The 16811-nt window shown below is 60.3% G+C and carries 12 protein-coding genes; all 12 read right to left on the minus strand.

The features are described from left to right. Positions 1–33: 33 nt before the first annotated feature. Entirely contained in the window at positions 34–1098 is a 1065-nt protein-coding gene (gene zipA, locus EZI54_RS01485) for a cell division protein ZipA (RefSeq protein WP_131478329.1), read from the minus strand. A 259-nt stretch (positions 1099–1357) separates the two neighbouring features. Then, positions 1358–4855, minus strand: coding sequence for a chromosome segregation protein SMC (gene smc, locus EZI54_RS01490; RefSeq protein WP_131478331.1), 3498 nt, complete (start codon positions 4853–4855; stop codon positions 1358–1360). 36 nt (positions 4856–4891) lie between these two features. Continuing rightward, the gene (locus EZI54_RS01495; RefSeq protein ID WP_131478333.1) at positions 4892–5575 is read right to left on the minus strand and encodes a GntR family transcriptional regulator; all 684 of its coding nucleotides are present in this window, start codon (positions 5573–5575) and stop codon (positions 4892–4894) included. Between the two features lie 84 nt (positions 5576–5659). Continuing rightward, positions 5660–6064 (minus strand): YciI family protein, encoded by a 405-nt coding sequence (locus EZI54_RS01500; RefSeq protein WP_131478335.1) that lies wholly within the window; start codon positions 6062–6064, stop codon positions 5660–5662. A 76-nt stretch (positions 6065–6140) separates the two neighbouring features. Then, a complete protein-coding gene (locus EZI54_RS01505; protein WP_131478337.1) occupies positions 6141–7367 on the minus strand; it encodes an RNA polymerase sigma factor in 1227 nt (408 codons plus the stop codon). Positions 7368–7544: 177 nt separating this feature from the next. Beyond that, positions 7545–7673 (minus strand): hypothetical protein, encoded by a 129-nt coding sequence (locus tag EZI54_RS25245; protein WP_278248693.1) that lies wholly within the window; start codon positions 7671–7673, stop codon positions 7545–7547. Between the two features lie 4 nt (positions 7674–7677). Then, a complete protein-coding gene (locus tag EZI54_RS01510) occupies positions 7678–9834 on the minus strand; it encodes a methyl-accepting chemotaxis protein (RefSeq protein ID WP_131478339.1) in 2157 nt (718 codons plus the stop codon). Between the two features lie 134 nt (positions 9835–9968). Continuing rightward, positions 9969–10820 (minus strand): ABC transporter permease, encoded by an 852-nt coding sequence (locus EZI54_RS01515; RefSeq protein ID WP_131478341.1) that lies wholly within the window; start codon positions 10818–10820, stop codon positions 9969–9971. 3 nt (positions 10821–10823) lie between these two features. Further along, on the minus strand, positions 10824–12056 hold the full coding sequence (locus EZI54_RS01520) for an ABC transporter permease (protein ID WP_131478343.1): 1233 nt from the start codon (positions 12054–12056) through the stop codon (positions 10824–10826). Positions 12057–12219: 163 nt separating this feature from the next. Then, complete coding sequence (locus EZI54_RS01525) at positions 12220–13323, minus strand: ABC transporter substrate-binding protein (RefSeq protein WP_207389116.1); 1104 nt, start codon at positions 13321–13323, stop codon at positions 12220–12222. A 104-nt stretch (positions 13324–13427) separates the two neighbouring features. Continuing rightward, on the minus strand, positions 13428–14522 hold the full coding sequence (locus tag EZI54_RS01530) for an ABC transporter ATP-binding protein (RefSeq protein WP_131478345.1): 1095 nt from the start codon (positions 14520–14522) through the stop codon (positions 13428–13430). A gap of 881 nt (positions 14523–15403) precedes the next feature. Further along, positions 15404–16780, minus strand: coding sequence for an ATP-dependent RNA helicase DbpA (gene dbpA / locus EZI54_RS01535; RefSeq protein ID WP_131478347.1), 1377 nt, complete (start codon positions 16778–16780; stop codon positions 15404–15406). Between the last annotated feature and the right edge of the window lie 31 nt (positions 16781–16811).

A 16811-nucleotide genomic window follows, 5' to 3' on the forward strand; every position in this document is an offset into this window, starting at 1 on the left:
TTATGACATACTCTCTTGTGTTCGCCGTGAGCGTCATCCCACCCGCTGGGAGCGGCGCTTGCGCTCGAACTCACGGATGCGTTGCCGACAATGCTCAATCGTCTGCGGTGTCATGACGCTCCGGCGTTCATCCTTCAGCTCGCCGCCCAGGTTATGGACCACGCATTGGGCCGTTTCCACCATGAACTCGAACGCCTTCAGGGAATCCGACGGTCCCGGCATGCTCATGAAGAAACTGATGCCCGGCGTTTCCATCCCGTCCAGGTCCTCATCCCGGAAGGTACCGGGCTCGACGGCATTGGCCACACTGAACTGCACCGGGCTACGGGTGTCGCTCTCCTCGTGGCGATGGTAGATGTCCATGTCACCAAACTCCAGCCCACAGCCTTCAAACAGCTTGCGCAGTGCGGTGCCATCGAAGGCCTTCTGCTGGCGGGCCAGCACATTGATCACGATAACTTCCTGGGCATCCGGGCGATTGGCGCCGGCCAGCGGGGCACCGTCATCCCGTTTGATCGGACGCGGCGCCGGCTCGACGGCCACCTCCTCCTCGGGATCCGGCGCTTCCTCGACCTCAATATCCCGGGCAACGGGGGGCTCCGGTTCAGGTTCGACGTCATACGCCGCCTCCTGGCGCGACACCCCTTCCCAAGGCTCTTCGACACCATCCGGGGACTCGTCGAACGCACTCATATGCTCGACCGGCTCTTCCAGCTCCTCGGCGCGCTGACTGTCCATTTCAGACGGCTGCCAGGGCTGGCCAGCGGGCGCTTCTTCGTCCCCGGCGGTGTGGGAGGGCTGGTCGGCGACAACCGGGCGCGTCGGCTTCTGGGGCGGTGGTGCAAAACGGGATTTGCCGGACCTGCGGACATACCCCCGCTCTTCGAGGGTTTTCCGGGTTATGGGGCGGGAACCGCCGTTGGGCAGTTCCGGATTGAATTCTTCATCGATGGGCGACGATTCGATGTCATCGGCGCCCATACCGGAGGAAATCGCTGCCGCTTCCTGGCGGGCACGACGCATGCGACGTAAACCGTCGATCACGATCCCCAGGATGATCAGGGCCCCAATGGCAATTAACCATTCACGCAGAGACATAAAAATGCAGTCCTGTTCTTTCTTCTAATCCGTCTGGTTGCGTCACGTCTTTCCGGGAATACGGGTTACAGGGATGACAGGTATGCAAACAGTGTCACATCGTGCCCTGCCGGCGCTCTCGGCTCCCGAATACTCTAAGCAATGACCGTCAGGAATACAACGCGCCGCCCGGCCACATGGCAGGATTGTCATCATAGGCGGCATAATTTTGACAAAACCGGCCCATTCATCCGAGTCCGGAAACCGGCAACAGCGTTAATCAGGCTTCCGCCAGCGCGGCGGCTTCCTCCACATCCACCGACACCAGGCGCGAACAACCCGGCTCGTGCATGGTGACCCCCATCAACTGATCGGCCATTTCCATCGCTATCTTGTTGTGGGTGATGTAGATGAACTGCACCTGCGACGCCATCTCCTTCACCATGTTGGCATAACGCCCGACGTTGGCGTCGTCCAACGGTGCATCCACCTCGTCCAGCATACAGAACGGTGCCGGATTCAACTGGAAGATCGAAAACACCAGGGCGATCGCCGTCAGGGCCTTTTCACCACCGGACAGCAGATGGATGGTGCTGTTTTTCTTGCCCGGCGGCCGGGCCATGATCGCCACGCCGGTTTCCAGCAGGTCCTCGCCGGTCAGTTCCAGGTACGCGCTGCCGCCGCCAAAGACTTTCGGGAACAGGGCCTGCAGGCCGCCGTTGACCTTGTCGAACGTCTCCTTGAAACGCTGGCGGGTCTCCCGGTCGATCTTGCGGATGGCGGATTCCAGGGTCTCCAGCGCTTCCACCAGGTCGGTGTGCTGGGTGTCCAGGTAGGTTTTGCGCTCGCTCTGGACCTGGTATTCGTCGATCGCCGCAAGGTTGATCGCCCCCAGCCGCTGGATCCGGTTGCCGATTTTCTCCAGCTCGTCGGCCCAGGCTTTCTCGGTTGCGTCTTCCGGCAGGGTCTCGATCACTTCCGCCAGCCGGACATTCAGCTCCTGCAACTGCTCCAGATGGTTGCCGGCGCGGATCTCAAGCGCCTGGGATTCCATCTTGACCTTCTCCAGGCTGGCACGGACGTCCTGGATACTGTGCTCGACGCGGCTGCGGCTCTGTTCCAGCTCCCGGACTTCGCGGTCGATTTCCTCCAGTGCGTCCCGCGCGCCGCCCAGCTTCTCTTCTTCGGCCAGACGCCGGTCCAGCAGGCCCTCAAGCTGGAGTGACAGACCCTCGATCGGTTCCTCGGCCACCTCGCGGTTTTCACGCAGGACCATGATGCGCTCTTCCAGCCGCTCCTTTTGCAGCTGCATCCGATCCAGGGTCTGCTTGAGGCCGTCGTGCTGGCTTTGCAGGGACTGGATCTGCAACTCCACCTGGTGGGCGTGATCCCGGTCGTGCCGGGCCTGGTGGCGCATCTCGTCGAGCCTTTCCCGCACCGAGTCGCGGCGGCTGAGCAGGGACTCCTTCTCGTTGGCGTGGTCTTCGGTGGCATTCAGCGCGTCCTGCCACACGGCCCGGATCTCTTCGAGCTTCTCCAGCTCTTCTTCCTGCTGCTCCCGCACATCGGCGGTATCATCGTCGATCCGGGCCAGTCGCGATTCAATCTGCTCGGCGCGAGCTTCCAGACCGCTCAGTCTGGAGGCCACGTCGCTCAGCTCGCGGTCGGCGCCGGAAAGTTGCTGCTGGGCGTCATCCCGCCGCGTTTCCGCGTCCTGGGTCCTTTCCTTGAGCTCCACGAGACGGTCGCTGGCCTCATCCCAACGCGCCGTCAGTTCCTCGACTTCGGCGGTCAGGGTATCAACCTTCTCCTGACGGGCGATCACGCCCACCTGCCCTTCGGCGGATTCCGGGGTCCTGAGCCAGTAACGTCCCAGCCAGACGCCGTCCCGGGTCACGATGGATTCGTGTGGCGCGAGCCTGTCACGCAGTGTCAATGCTTCGTCCAGCGTACCCGCGGTGTGCACCGTGTCGAGGAAACCGCCCAGGCCGCCGGCGTTGTTCACCTCCGCCGAGAGACGACCGGAGGTGCTGGCCGGGGCCTGGTCCGTCGCCGCCATCAGCGACAGTCCACGAGGCGCCTCGCCCAGCGTGTGGCTGAGAAAGTCCACGGAGTCCACGCACACGCTCTGGGTAAAGCTGCCCAGTACCTGCTCCACCGCAAACGCCCAGTCGCCGGAGGCTTTGATCTGCTGGGCGTAGCGCGGCTTGTCGCTCAACTGCTGGGCGTGGAGCCAGTCCTGCAGGGCATCGTCATTGCTGCCCAACTGCTCCGCCAGAAGGGCTTCCTGGGACGTAAGGTTGGCCTTGGCCGTCTGCAGTTGCTCGCGCAGTTCATTGCTGGCCGTTTCGGCCTCCAGTTGCTGGTCCCGGGCGTCCTGAAGCTCGGCGTTGGCGGATTCGATCTGCTCCTGCGCCTCTTCCCGACGCATCTGCAGGATTTCCCGCTGCTCGCGCAGGCTGTCCAGCTCATCCCGCTGGATCTGGCCTTCCAGCAACTGGCGTTCGTCGAACAGGCGTTGCAGGCGGGTTTTCAGGCTATCGATCGCGTCTTCCGTCGAGCGGATGCGAGACTGGGCCAGCTCCGCCCGCTGGCGGGCCTCGGCGGAACGGCTGCTGAAGCTTTCCCACTCCTGTTGCCAGTCGCTCATCGCCTGTTCGGCGGCGTGCAGGGCGTCCGCAGAGGTCTCTGACCTGGCCGCGAGCTCTTCGCGCTCCGGCTCCAGCATGGCCAGTTCTTCCGCGACGGTATTCAGTTTGTCTTCATCGGCACCCAACTCTTCGGCCAGTTCCCGCTGGTTGGCCAGGGCCTGATCGAGTTCGGTCGCCATCTGGCGGGAGCGTTCGCGCTGGTGTTCCAGGCTCTGCTCGATGCGGGCGATATCGGCGCCAGCCTCGTAGTAACGGGCCTGGGCGCGGTTGAAGTGTTCGGTGCGGTCCTGGTGGTCTTCCCGCAAGCCTTCCAGGCGGGTTTCCAGGCTGACGCGTTCGGTCAGCAGCCGCTCCAGCTCCAGCTCCGTTTCGCGGATCTTTCCCCGGGCCGTCTGCAGATCCGCATCGAGGGTCTGCCAGCGCAGCACGGTCAGCTCGGCCTTTTTCTGGCGCTCCTCCTGCTTCAGTGCCTTGTAGCGCTCGGCGGCCTGGGCCTGACGCTGCAGGTGCTGAAGCTGGCGCCCCAGTTCGTCTCGCAGGTCGGTCAGACGCTCCAGGTTCTCGGTCGTGCGGCGGATACGGTTCTCGGTTTCCCGCCGCCGTTCCTTGTATTTGGAGATGCCCGCCGCTTCCTCGATATAGACCCGCAGTTCTTCGGGCTTTGCCTCGATCAGGCGGGAGATCATGCCCTGCTCGATGATGGCGTAGCTGCGCGGCCCCAGGCCTGTCCCCAGGAACAGGTCGGTAATGTCGCGCCGGCGACACTTGGTGCCGTTGAGGAAGTACTCGGACTGCCCCTCCCGGGTCACCCGGCGTTTGACGGAAATCTCGGTAAACGCCGCATGCTGGCCCGGCGCCGAGCCGTCGGAGTTGTCGAATACCAGCTCGATGGACGCCTGGCCGACCGGCTTGCGGGCGCTGGAGCCGTTGAAGATAACGTCGGTCATGGATTCGCCCCGCAGGTACTTGGCGGAGCTTTCCCCCATAACCCAGCGGACGGCGTCGATGATGTTGGATTTACCGCAGCCGTTCGGCCCCACCACCGCCGTCATGTTCGATGGGAATGGGACCGTCGTGGGATCGACGAAGGATTTGAAACCGGCGAGCTTTATCGATTTTAGACGCATACCTGCCCGTTAACCTGCTCTGTCATTGCCTGCTGCTCAGCCCTGACGGGCAGCGTCGTGGTCGAAGTCGAGGGTCTTTAGCACCAGTGCACGCTGATGCTCGCCAAACTGCTGGATACTGCGAACCAGCGCCTCACTGTCGCGTTCGGCGGCGGCCGCGGCCAGTGACCGGAAGAAGCAGCGGGTTTCAGCCACCTCGCCCCGGAAATGATCCATCGCCAGGTAGTAGGTCCGGCTGATGGCCGGTCTGAAATTCTCCAGCGTCTCTTCCAGGAACGGATTATCGACCACGCGGTAGGCGCGCCGCATGATTTCAAAACCATTGTCGATGATGCTCTCACGGGTGGGTTCACCAGACTCGATCATCGCATCCAGCTTGCGAACCTGCTCCACCAGCGGCACAAGGTCCGCCCCTTCCGTCGTCTCGATCAGCCGCCGCGCCAGCATGCCCAGCAGCTCGATATAAATGTCGTAGAGGCTGTTGACCAATCCCGGGGTCAACTGGGAGACCACCGCTCCCTTGCGCGGGAAGATCTCGATCAGGTGACGCCGCTCCAGGATCAACAGCGCTTCCCGGACGGATCCCCGACTGACGTCCAGTTCACCGGCTATCCGCAGTTCCTGGATCCGGTCGCCGGGACGCAACTGGCCAACAATAATCTGCTGCCCGAGATGCTGGGCAATCTGCTCCGAAAGGCTTTCTGGCGCTTGAAACCGCATGGCTGACTTCACGACTCGCAAATAACGCCGGAGTGTAACACAACGCCCGTGCGAGCCCAGCCATCGCTTTTGCAGTTCGTGGCGTTACATCCTGCGATCGGACCAGGGACGGTCGTCCCGGGGCGCTTCTTCGCCAAATGGCGTAATGTCCCGCAGCGGCCGGATTTCGATGCTGCCCAGTCGCGCCGGCGGAATTTTCTCGGCCAGACGAATGGCTTCGTTCAGATCCCTCGCTTCCAGCATATAGAAACCCGCCAGTTGCTCCTTGGTCTCGGCAAAGGGACCGTCGGTGGTGGTCGTCCGCCCATCCCGGACCCGGACCGTAGTGGCGGTATCGACGGGCTGCAGGGCGCTGCCATCAAGGTAGTGCCCGCGCTGCTGAAGCCCGTCCACACAGGCCAGGCATTCACGGTTGAGGGACGTCCACTCGTCGCCCGTCATCTGTTTGATGATGTTCTCGTCGTAGTACACCAAAGCGAGGTATTTCATGAGGCTTCTCCCTGACGTTATCTCTGCTCGCTGTCTTGTCGAATGGCGTGGCCAGGAATCGACAGGCCCAGGCGGGTCACGCTGAAAGTTCGTCAATCCGGTGCTGCAGGAAACGCCGCTCCGGCGCCTGCCCGGCCAGTGACAGCGCCCGCCGATAGGCGGACAGCGCCTGCTCGGTCTTTCCCAGGCGTCGCAGCAGGTCGGCCCGCGCGGCATGTGCCAGGTGGTAGGCGTCCAGTTCCCTGCCGCCAAGCAGCTCGTCGATCAGGAACAACCCCGCCTCCGGACCATCGCGCATGGCCACGGCCACCGCCCGGTTCAGCGCCACCACCGGGGTGGCCGACTGTTGCATCAGCACATCGTAGAGCCCGACGATCTGGACCCAGTCGGTGGCCTCTGCCGTGTGCGCTTCGTCATGGACCGCAGCAATGGCCGCCTGCAACGTATAGGGCCCGAAGTGTCGGGCCTGCAGCGCCTCAGTCACCAGGACGGCGCCCTCTTCAATGTACGAGCGGTTCCAAAGACTCCGGTCCTGCTGATCGAGAGGAACCAGATCGCCCTCCGGGGTCTGCCGGGCCGACCGGCGGGCATCCTGCAGCAGCATCAGCGCCAGCAGCCCTTTCACCTCCGGCGCCGGGAGCAGGCTCAGCAGCAGGCGCCCCAGGCGAATGGCCTCATCGGCCAACTGGTAACGACTGACCTGTTCGCCGCTGCTCGCTGAATAGCCCTCGTTGAAGACCAGGTAGACCACGCGGAGCACTTCATCCAGACGGCTCGCCATCTGTGACGGCCCCGGCACTTCATAGGGGATACCGGCGTCACGGATCTTGTTCTTCGCCCGCACGATCCGCTGGGCCAGCGTGGCCGGTGTGGTCAGGAACGCCCGGGCAATCTCCTCGGTGGTCAGCCCGCAGATTTCCCGCAGCGTCATGGCGACCTGGGCTTCGGGGGCCAGTCCCGGATGGCAACAGGTAAAGATGAGTCGAAGCTGGTCGTCTTCCAGCATCTCGTCGTCGCTGTCTGCCACGGCATGAGGTGTCGAGGTAGGCTGGTCAAGCTGCCGGGTAATATCCTCGAACTTCACCCGGCGGCGAATCTGGTCGATGGCACGGAAGCGACCGGTGGAGACCAGCCAGGCACTGGGATTGCCCGGGATACCCTCTTCCGGCCATTGGGCCAGCGCGCAGGTGAAAGCATCGTGCAGCGCTTCCTCGGCCTGCTCGAAGTCGCCCAACAGTCGAATCAACGTCGCCAGGACCTTGCGGGAGTCCCGGGCATAGATCGCTTCGATTTCTTTGCGCATGGCTTATCCTTGCCTGCCATCGGTAGGTCGTCAGGTGCGCCGGGCACGAACGGAACGATCTTTCAATTTACCGGAAGAATGCTTCTCAATCACCTGTTTTTTAATGATAACGAGTCACCGCGACAGCGGAGTGCCGGGGATGATGTGGGCACCGATGCCATCGGCAAGGAAATCGAGTCAAAACGGCGCATCGAACCGGCCGATATCGCTATCCAGTTCCTCCCCGGAACAGAGCTGGTTCTTCTTCACGATCCGCCCTTTTTCCTTTCCCGTGAGTCGGATCTCCGGCACCCGACTTCCCGGCATTGACCTATATCTTGAACCGCCCGACGACTGAATCCAGTTCGTTTGCTTGTGACTGCAGACGCGCAATCTCTTGACGCACTTCATTGACCTCCGCAGACGCCTGGTCAGAGACCTGGCTGATACTGTCCATATGACGGTTGATCTCGTTGGCGACCGACGACTGCTCTTCGGTATTTACCGCCACCTGTGTGGCCATCGCGCGGATGTCCGCCGCGGCTTCCGTGACCTCGACCAACGCCCTGCCTGCCGTATCGGCCTGCTCTACCGCGGCCTGCGAAACACGAGACCCCTGCCGGATGGCATCGGTTGCTGCCGTGGCATTGGTCTGCAGCTTTTCAATAATACTGTGGATACTGGCAGTGGATTCGTGCGTCTGGCGTGCCAAATCGCGTACCTCATCGGCCACAACGGCAAACCCGCGACCGGATTCCCCGGCCCGAGCGGCCTCGATCGCGGCATTCAGCGCCAGCATATTGGTCTGCTCAGAGATCTTACCGATCACCTCCAATACGGCCCCGATGGCCTGGCTGTCTTCATCCAGGCGCTCGACAACCCGCGTGCCCTGCTCAACATGCTCGGCCACTTCGCGGATCTTCGCAATCACGCTATCGACCTCATGCTGCCCGTGCTGCGCGATCTCATCCACCCGGCTCGCCGAGTCGGAGGTGGCAGAGACGTTGCGCGCCACCTCCTCCAGGCTCATGGCCATCTCATGCACAGCGGACACCACCATATCGATCTCGCCTTTCTGCCGCTCCATGCCCTGAGTCATCGACTCGGTTTTGACGGCGGTCTGCCCGGTAGCACTCGAGACTTGTTGGCTCGCCGTCGAGGTCCGGAGAACCAACTGCTGGATCAACTCCACAAACGCGTTGAAGCGACTGGCGAGCGTGCCGATCTCATCGGTCCGCGCCATGCGGATCCTGGCCGTGAGATCGCCATCGCCATTGGCGATCTCATCCATGCGCTGGGCGATGAAATTCAACGGATTGACGATGCGCACCGTCAGCAGAAGACCCACCGCCAGCATCAGGGCAGCAATGATGGCACCACCGACCAGCATCTTCCGGTTGGCGCCCGAAGCCACCTCGGCCGAGGAAGCGTCGACCGCCTGGCGGATCGCCGCCGCTTTCGTGGACATGCTTTCGAGCTGCTGCATCACCGCGTTCATCGAACTGGTGAGCTGGTTCTGGATCGTGGTGAGCGTCGCGCGCTCCTGCAATTGCTGCTGCTTGACTTCGAACAGCGCCTGATCGCTGCCGCTTATCGTTGCGATGATGCTTTTGTACTGCTGCTTCAGCGCCTCAGTCTGCTGGCTGAGTTCGCTGTCGTCATGCAACAGCACACCGAGGCGATCCAGGTTATCGGAGAGGGATGTGCTTAACGCCGCGAAGTGGTCCTTGCGCAATGCAGCAAGCGCCTCGGCATCATTCACCAGCATGACCCGCCGCGACAGGGCCGTAAGCTTGACCATATCCAGGCGCACACGCTCGCTAAGCTTCAGTGCCTTGGGCTCGTTTCCGTATGCAATCTCCTGAAACCCCGACCTCAGATCATCCAGTGCCTGCGCATCCAGCCCGCTCAGGGAACGAATGTTACGCATGAACTGCCGACCATGGCGCGTTACGGCAAACCCCAGCTTGGTCGTCAACGCCTCTACCTGGTTAACCCCCTTATCGGTCTGCTGGTCGATCTTATCGATCAGAACGGGCATCTTCGCGTCAAGTTGCAGGATCTTCCGCGACTGACCGAACAACGCCTTTTCCTGGTCTCTGAAGGTATTGAAGCGGGCAGACAGTTCATCGAGATCCTTGCCGAGCGCCTTGCTCTTATCAGGACTTATATCCAGTTGGGCCATGATGCGCTTGTCCGCCTGCATCGCCTGGTCGAACAGGGGCACATCCGTGGTTTGTCCAATCTTGTCCAACTGTGCGACCGATCCGGCCGTCAAAATCCGACTGTTGTGCGCCAGCATCTGGCCAACGGCCTGGCTGATATTGCGCCCCTGCGCCTCGAACGAGGCGCTCAGGCTCAATTCCTTCTGGTTGCCATTGAGTGTTTTGATCGCCAGCAACGCGATCGCCCCGAGGAGAGCAAGAGACAGGATGTTGATAATCAACCCTGCGAACAGGGACTGCTTGATCGTTATATTCAGCTTCATCGCATCGGCGCCTCTATCTCAACTCAGCATTGGACGGGCAGGATTCAATGTAGAGAAACTCCGTCGTCGAATGGTTCCGGAACCCTCCGTCGGCGGGCCAGGCCGGATGCCCTGCCCGCCGACCAGGGGCCAGGCTAGGCGCGGATGCCGCGCAGGCGCTCATTGCGACGGCGCAGCAACTCCAGGACCGTCAGCAACAGCACCGACATGGCAACCAGGATAGTCGCCACGGCAAGGATGGTGGGACTGATCTGCTCACGAATACCCGCCCACATCTCCAATGGCAAGGTGCGCTGCTTGACGCCGGACAGGAAAATCACCACAACGACTTCGTCAAACGAGGTGATGAACGCGAACAACGCTCCGGAAATCACGCCCGGCGTCACCAGCGGCAGAATCACCTTGAAAAAGGTGTGGGAGGGGGAGGCTCCCAGGCTTGCCGAGGCGCGCGTCAACGAGTGATCGAATCCGGACAGCGTCGCGGTCACCGTGATCACCACAAACGGGATCCCCAGGGCCGTATGGGCCAGGATGACCCCCATATAGGTCTGCGTCAGATCGACACTGGAGTAAAAGAAGAACATCCCCGCCGCCGAGATGATCAGGGGCACGATCATCGGCGAGATCAGGATGCTCATGATCACCCCGCGAAACGGCATCTGCGGACGCGAAAGCCCCAGGGCCGCCAGGGTACCGAGCACCGTGGCCAACACCGTGGCCGCAGGGCCGATGATAAAGCTGTTCTTGATCGACTGGATCCAGGCCGGGTGCGACAGGATGTTGTGATACCAGCGTAGCGAATACCCGGCCGGATCAAACGTGAGCATCGCATGGGTAAAGGTAAAATACGGCTCCGCATTGAACGAGAGCGGTATGATGACCAATATCGGACCAATCAGGAACAGAAAGATCAGGCCACAGATCGCCAGATACGTATAGTGCCAGACGCGTTCGAGTGTACTCGTATAAGGAGGCAGTGCAGCCATGGATCACCCCATTTTTATTTTGTCGATGCCGATAAACTTGTTGTAGACCGAGTACAGGACCAGCACGATCACCAGCAGCAACAGGCCGAGCGCACCCGCAAGACCCCAGTTCAGGGACTCCTGCATATGGTAGGCAATCATGTTACTGATCATCTGGCCGGACTGACCGCCGACCAACGCCGGGGTGATGTAGTAGCCGATCGACAGGATGAAGACCAGCAGGCTGCCCGCCCCGATGCCACTGACGGTCTGCGGCACGTAGACCCGCCAGAACGCAACCAGGGGATTGGCGCCCAGTGACCGGGCGGCGCGCAGGTAGCTCGGCGGCACCGTTTTCATGACGCTGTAAAGCGGCAGGATCATGAACGGCAGCAGGATGTGCGTCATCGCCACCAGCGTGCCGGTCTTGTTAAAGATCATCTGTATGCGCCCCTGATCGTCGATAACATGGAGCCAGACCATCAGGTCGTTGAGCACCCCCTGCGACTGCAGCAGCACAATCCAGGTGGTGGTACGCACCAGTAACGAGGTCCAGAACGGCAGCAACACCATGATCATCAGTAAGTTACTGATTTTCAGAGGAAGATTCGCCAGCAGATAGGCAACCGGGTAGCCGAGCAGGATGCAGAACAGCGTGACCGTGGCGCTCATCAGCAGCGTACGGATAAACAGCGGCACGTAGATACGACGGTCCTGCGGCAGCATCGCGATGTCACCATTGTCATCGTAATGCGCGTCCAGCGCGGCCAGCAGGTAGGAGAAGGTATAGGGCGCCGACTCACGCTTGATCAGACGCCAGGTTGCGGGATCCCCCCAGGCCCTGTTGACGTGGATCATCGCCTCTTTGTACGGGCCGTCCTTCATTCGTTTGGCATGGCGCGCCGAACTCATGATGACGCTGCGCATACCCACTTTTTCGTAGTTCAGTCGAGTGGCAACCTTACCGATCTCCTTGCTCTTGTAACCGGCCTGGAGATCCGCGACCAGCGCCGCGTAAACCGGCTCGGCCGGCAGCCCCTCGCCATCCCACGCCTTCAGCGCGGAAGTGGTCTGCGGCATGATGTCATGAACCTGCGGGTTCTCGATACCACGCAAAGCCATATTGAACACGGGGACGATAAAGGTCACGAGAATGAACAACAACAGTGGCGCGACCAGAAGGAAGGCCCATATCCGTTGTCGTCGCAGTGCTCGTCGAAGGCTGACCTTGAGCGGCTTCCCATCGGCAGTGGTCATGCCTGAGTGTGTTCCCCCTCCCTGCCCTGAATCCATGCCGTTTGGGGTTCCGCTTGCGGTCTGTGCTTGAGTCATTGTTATAGGTACCTATTGGAACGGAAGGTAAAGAACGCGTCTTGGCCGGGAGAACCAGGGGCGGTGGTTGCCGCCCCTGGTTTGACGCTTACTGCGACAGCCAGGCGTTAAAGCGCTGACGCATTTCGTCACCGTGATCCGCCCACCAGATCGCATCCTTCTTGATCGGATTGAAGAAGTTGGCTTTGGCCGTCGGCAGATGCTCCTTCATGTCGACGCCATTAACCCCCTTGCCGATCAGCGGCACGGAGGACTTACGGGCAGGACCATAGGAGATGTACTTGGCCTGGTCTGCCAGACGCTGGGTATCCGTCGCGAAGCGCAGGTACTTCTTCAGCTCAGGTGTCAGCTTGCCCTGGGGCACGACCCAACCGTCCAGCTCGAACATCTGGCCGTCCCACATGATCTTGAACGGCTGATCCTCATTCACCTGGGCGTTGAAGATACGACCGTTATAGGCGGAAGCCATGACCACTTCCTTGTCAGCCAACAGCTGCGGCGGCTGGGCGCCGGCATCCCACCAGACGATATCGTCCTTGATGGTATCGAGCTTCTTGAATGCCCGGTCCACGCCCGCCTGGGTGCTCAACACGTCGTAGACTTTGTCCGGCGCTACGCCATCAGCGACCAATGCCCACTCCAGGTTGCCGTCAGGAATCTTCTCCAGCGAACGCTTGCCGGGGAAGTTCTTCAGGTCGAACAGGTCGGCCACTTTGCTCGGCTGTTTATCGGCTGGGAAAGCGGTGGTGTTGTACGCCAATACCGTGGAGTACACGATCTGGGGAATGAAACAGCCACTGAGAGAGCCCTCGATGAAGTCTTGACTCGGTGGCGTACCGTCCGGTGCCGGTGCCAGGATCTCGTCGTAGTCGATCTCCTCCACGAGCCCTTCGTCGCAAGCGGTGATGGCATTCCCTTCAAGCATGTCGACCAGATCCCAGGTCACCTTGCCGGCTTCCACCTGGCTGCGCAGCCCCGCCAGGCCCTGTGCTGACTTCGGGTCCATGTAGATCTTGTCGCCGGTCTTTTCGGTCCAGGGATCGTGGTAAGCGAGTTTCTGACTCTTCGAGTACGCGCCGCCCCAAGAGACGATCGTCAGCGATTGTTCAGCGTGTGCAACACCAACACCGCCCAATGCGGTGCCCAGAATGGCAAAGGTCATTGCGGATGTTTTAAACAAATGCTTCATCATCAGTCTTTCCTTTTTTTTGTTGCCGGGTTATCCGGCTCTTTCTGCTTTTACGACGGTTTCCCGTAACGGACAAATCGCCGCGAGCGATCCAGAAATCGGGAGAATCAGGCATCCAGTGCGCGACAGTCTTCCGTCGCCCAGCCGATATTGACGACCTCTCCACGCTTCAGTGGGGTATGGCGCTGGGTATTGGGTACCTTGGTAATAAAGTTGGAGTTGCCGGAGACGGTCATCCGCGCGCGGATGTGGTCGCCCAGGTAAATCAGTTCCTCGACCCGGGCCTGGCAACGGTTGGGGTATTGATCGCTATCGGGGTCGAGCACGACACGCTCGGGACGGATAGAAAGGGTGGTGCGGCCACCGACACCGTCGACATTGACCTTCAATGCCTTGACGATGCCGTCACTGCCTTCGAGCGCAACGCTGCAGGTGTCGCCCTCAACCGACTTGAGTTGCCCGTGCAGACGGTTGTTCTCGCCGATAAACCCTGCGACAAACGCGTTTTCCGGTTTCTCATAGAGCTGGTCGGGAGTGGCCAGCTGCTGAACGATCCCGTCCTCGAACACCGCGATTCGATCGGACATGGTCAGCGCTTCGGATTGGTCATGGGTCACATACACCATGGTGACGCCCAGGTCTTCATGTATGTGCTTGATCTCGTACTGCATCTCTTCGCGCAGGTTTTTGTCCAGCGCACCGAGAGGCTCATCCATCAACACCAGTTTCGGCTCGAAGACCAGCGCACGCGCTACCGCCACGCGCTGCTGCTGCCCACCGGAGAGCTGGGCCGGACGGCGGCTGCCGAAGTGACCCAGTTGCACCATCTCCAGCGCACGCTTGACCTTGCGATCGATCTCGCTTTTGGACATCTTGCGGACCTTGAGGGGAAAGGCGAGGTTTTCCGCCACGGTCATGTGGGGAAACAAGGCGTAGTTCTGGAAAACCATGCCGATGTCCCGCTTATGCGGGGCGACATTATTGATCGACTGGCCGTCGAGAATGATGTCGCCGTGGGTGGCCGCCTCAAACCCGGCGAGCATCATGAGACAGGTGGTTTTACCGGAGCCGGATGGCCCCAACATGGTGAGGAATTCACCAGCGGCTATATCGACGTTGAAGTTCTTAACCACCAACGTCTCGCCGTCATAACTTTTCTGTACGTTGAGGAAACGCACAAATTGATCAGGGTTGCCACCCATAAGATTGCTACCTCTTTGTTATATTGTTTTGGGCGCAATACCATTATCGAGTGTTTCAAGACCGATACACTCTCGGCCTCCTAACTCCGGGACATATCACCTCTTGAGCACAACTCATAAACCGGTACTGCGAACTGCATCTTCATGTTACCCCCATCGACAATTGCCAATGATCGTCCTTCGGTCCCAAGCCTTTTTACAGTTATTAAGGCATCGTCCATGCCAACTCGCACAACTCTGGCAGAAATCGCTCCCTCTCTCAAAAAATGCACTAAATTCCTGTAGGTTATGAGATAAGGGCCGAGTATTGACGCACCGAGTCTGTGCATAAAAAACAGCAGATGGAACATCAACGAGCACGCCGAACGGCTTGCTGCATTACCGCTTACGTTGACTGATAGGAAAGGAAGAACAGGTAACCTGGAGCCGCCCCGAGCTCGCTCTTGATCAGGGCTTGGGGATCGGCCATTACGGGTCTTGAAGCGGAGGATAGATGTAAGAATATGGGGATAATTTGAACCGACAGGAGCTTCTACAGCCTTAGAACAGGACTTCAGTTCAAAGCCCTGACAAACAATGTTTCGCATCTGTGCCATCACGGTGCTTAAACAGACAGACGTGAAACAGGCGCTTGAAATACAGCAGTTACGGCTCTTCATCGCCTTCTTCTTATAATTTATTGCGTTCAGTCTCATCCCCCCTTGTTCCGCTCAGCAAGGGGAGAAGCCTTCAACGAGGTTACCCCACCAAAATCAACACCACTTTCCCAATTACGACACTAATAGACCAACAACCACCACTTTAGTTCTATCACGCCCACTCCGCCACAGCGATTATACAAATAAGCTCTACCGGACCTTTGAATCGCTCACAGCGGCACGTCAGATGCGCCGGGCGCGGAAAGAGCGACCTTTTAATTTACCTGAAGAAAGCTTCTCAAGTGCCTGTTTTGCGTGATCACGCGCCACTGCAACAAACGCATTGTTATCGGTCACGTTGATCTTGCCGACGGCCTTGCCCGGCACACCGGATTCGCCCGTCAACGCGCCCAGTATATCCCCGGGACGCACTTTCTGTTTTTTGCCACCATCGATCTGCAACGTCACCATGGGTGGTTTGTAAGTCGTCTGGTGACGCTGATTTCCGGACGGAAGATTCGACTCTTCAATGGGTTGGCCGGTTTTCTCAGAAAGTTTCTCAAGTTTATAGCGTTCTTTTTCGGAGAAAAACGTGAACGCCAGGCCGTGACTGCCGGCACGTCCGGTGCGGCCGATCCGGTGAACGTGGACATCCAGATCCCGCGCCACATGGTAGTTGAACACCGCATCCAGGTTGTCGATATCCAGCCCCCTTGCGGCCACATCGGTCGCCACCAGTACCGTCGCACTCTTGTTGGCAAAGCGGATCAGCATCAGGTCCCGCGCCTTCTGCTCCAGATCGCCATGCAGGGCCAGCGCGCTGAACCCCATGCTGCGCAGCGCGTCGGCCACCTCATCGGTCTCCCGTTTGGTGTTGCAGAAAACGATGGCGGAGTCCGGCCGGTGCTTCATCAACAGCAGTCGCAGTCCCTCCAGTCGCTGGGCATCGTCCCGCACGGGGTAGAAACGCTGACGGATGGCCTGGTCGCTCTGGGAGGTATCCACTTCCACCCTCTCCGGATCACGCATCACGCGACCGGCGATCGCCTGGATCTCGTCCGGATAGGTGGCACTGAACAGGAGCGTCTGACGCTGAGCCGGCATTTCGGCAATGATGTCGTCCAGCACCTCCTGGAACCCCATGTCCAGCATCCGGTCCGCTTCGTCGAGTACCAGCGTTTCGACGTCCGCCAGCGACAGCGTGCGCTTGCGGAGATGGTCCGCAACACGGCCCGGCGTGCCCACGATGATGTGGGCACCATGCTCCAGCGAGCCGATCTGCGGACCAATGGGTGTGCCGCCGCACAAGCTCAGGATCTTGATGTTGTGGATGGCGCGGGCCAGCTTGCGCAGCTCCTGGGCCACCTGGTCCGCCAGCTCCCGCGTCGGGCACAGGACCAGGGCCTGGATGCGGAAACGCGAGACATCGAGCTTGTGCAGCACGCCCAGTCCGAAGGCGGCGGTCTTGCCGGAGCCGGTTTTGGCCTGCGCAATCAGATCCTGCCCGGACAGCACGATGGGGAGGCTGGCCGCCTGGATGGGCGTCATGGACCGGTAACCCAGGGAATCCAGGTTTCCGAGCAGATCGGTGCGAAGCTTGAGCGTGCTGAAATCAGACATAGCGGGAAATGAGCCTGTTGGTTGCGGTATC

It is taken from the genome of Marinobacter halodurans, assembly GCF_004327985.1.
Lineage (GTDB): Bacteria > Pseudomonadota > Gammaproteobacteria > Pseudomonadales > Oleiphilaceae > Marinobacter_A > Marinobacter_A halodurans.